General features: G+C 74.3%; 1 protein-coding gene and 2 pseudogenes. 2 read left to right on the top strand and 1 reads right to left on the bottom strand.

The features are described 5' to 3' along the window. Positions 1-523, top strand: a pseudogene (locus ACFW2E_RS45685) (hypothetical protein); the annotation flags it as partial. A 270-nt stretch (positions 524-793) separates the two neighbouring features. Here ACFW2E_RS45685 and ACFW2E_RS45680 read toward each other — a convergent pair. Further along, entirely contained in the window at positions 794-976 is a 183-nt protein-coding gene (locus ACFW2E_RS45680; protein ID WP_384477760.1) for a hypothetical protein, read from the bottom strand. Between the two features lie 291 nt (positions 977-1,267). Between ACFW2E_RS45680 and ACFW2E_RS45675 the strand changes: the two are divergent. Beyond that, positions 1,268-2,128, top strand: a pseudogene (locus tag ACFW2E_RS45675) (ATP-dependent helicase); the annotation flags it as partial.

Genomic DNA, 2,128 nt, shown 5'->3' with positions numbered 1-2,128 from the left:
CGCTGTCGCCGTCGGGGCCCGGGGTGGGCCGGCGCCGCACGATCCCGGGCCCGAGGTCGCGGAACGAGCCCCGCGGACCCCGCCGGACACCAGCAACTGGGGCCCGGCCCAGCGGCGCCTGGGCGCGGACGAGATCGCGCTGCAGTGGGCCGTGTGGCGGGAGCAGATCAACGACGCCGACTTCCCGGCGGCGGGCAGCGCACCGGCGAAGGCACCGGAGGCCGGAGCGGACGGCGGGGACGACGCACCGAAGGGCCGCCGCGGAATCCGGCGGGTCCTGGCGGAGGCACGGGCCTACGTGGACACGCCACCGCCCCTCGGCCGGGTTCGCTCGTCGTTCGCGACCGGCGAGGCCCGCACCCTGCGCGCCGACGGTCCCGGCTGGTCGATGGTCGCCCGGACCGACGACATCGCGTTCGTGCTGCTGGACGAGGAGCCCGGCGAGGTACTGCCGATCGGCCGGGGCCCCGAGCTTCCCGGCCTCCTGGAGGCTCTCGACAAGCTGGCGGTGCGACCCAGTTGACCCGGCGCGCGGGCCGGGTGCCGTCCCCCGCAGCCGACCCGGAGTCACCCTCGCCGGCCCGGAGTCACCTTCGCTCGGCCCGGACGCACCCGTGCCCGGCCTGACCTCGCCCTCGTAAGCCCGGAGGGACGGCAAGGCCACCAGGAGGGCGTCGGGGCGTCGCGCGCGCAGGGCGAGTGCCACACGCAGGCCCTGGGCGCCGGGACGGCGCCTGTCGCGCGTCCCGGCGTCCCGGCGTCCGTCGGACTGTCGGACTGTACGGACGACGCCTCAGCGGCCGAGTTCCTTGCGCGTGACACGGCGCAGCCTGCGCCGCTGCGAGGGGTCCAGGGTGAGGTACGCCACAGCCGGAACCCCCACCACGATCAGGAACGACAGCCACCAGGGCAGCCATATCAACAGGATGAGCCCGACCGCCACACCCCCTGCGGCGATCTTCGCGTTCTTCGACATCAGCGTCGCCTCCTTCGCGGCCACTGCCGCTCTCTGCACTGAAAACGGGCCCGCGCTTCCCGCGGTTCCGGACCGCGACCCTGAGACGTCCCTGAGACGCGACCCTTACGCGCCCCTGAGCGCCGGCTTTCACCCGGCAAATCGAACACTCGGTGAAGTGGCTCAGGTCACAGCGTAGCCATTCCGGGTCGTCCGTGGGCGTGCTGTACTCTCGGCGACCCCGAGCCAGTAGTCAAATTTGAGGAGTGCGTCGAAGCAGTGCAGCCGATCCCAGCGGAACCACCCTCCGAGATGTTTCAACTGGCGCGATGCTGTGCGGTGTTCGTACCGGCCGATCCCTCGCGCGCGGGCGAAGTCGCCTTCTGGCGGTCCGACGGCGAGGCTCCTCCAGCCGTGGCGTCGGGGTCCGTGGCGGACCTGACCGTCCTGCTCCCCGGTGGAAACGGGGTCGAGCCGGTACGCGTGCCGGCCGTACTCCTCCCGGTGCGCGCCGCGCTGCCGTTGCTCACGCGCGCGCGTGTCGCCACCGACGGACACCGTTCGGCGGTCTTCTGGGGCACGGCGGGCGTGCTGGCCCTGCACTTCCTGGCACGCGGTCTGCTGCTGCCGGGGCTGTCGCCCGCCGATCACGACACCTGGCGGTTGGGGCCCCTGACCGCGCGGGACGCGGAACTCGTGCGCGAACTCGCCGCCGCCATGCCGCCCGAGGCCCATGCCGTACCGGTGCCCACGGCCGCCGGGGTGCCCCTGTTGCCGGACCCGGAGCGGCTGCTCGGCGCCTTCCTGGACGCGGTGGCCGACACGCTCCCCCGCTCCCCCGCCGCGCCGCTGGTGACGGGCGGCCCGGCCTACACGGCGCCCGAGCCCTCGCACCTGCCCGGACAGCGGGCGTGGGCGGACGACATCGCCGCGGGCCACGACGCGGGCGTACGGCTGTCGCTGCGCGTCGAGGTACCCGGTCTCGACGAATCCACGCCGGACGACGCGCACGCCCCCGGTGGGGCTCCCCTGCGGTTCCGTGCGGTGCTCCAGGTGCACACCGTGAACGGGCCGGCGAACGTCGCGGACGCCGTCGAGGTGTGGGCGGGGTCCGGTGCGTCGAACGGTGCCTTCGGCCCACGCGCGCGGATGGACGTCCTGCTGGCGCTGCGC

The sequence above is a fragment of the Streptomyces sp. NPDC058964 genome (assembly GCF_042741275.1).
Lineage (GTDB): Bacteria > Actinomycetota > Actinomycetes > Streptomycetales > Streptomycetaceae > Streptomyces.
This window is presented reverse-complemented; position numbering and strand designations above follow the sequence as displayed.

Excerpts from the sequence above, each read along its gene's own strand:
- ACFW2E_RS45680 (WP_384477760.1), bottom strand. The coding sequence starts at position 976 with ATGTCGAAGAACGCGAAGATCGCCGCAGGGGGTGTGGCGGTCGGGCTC.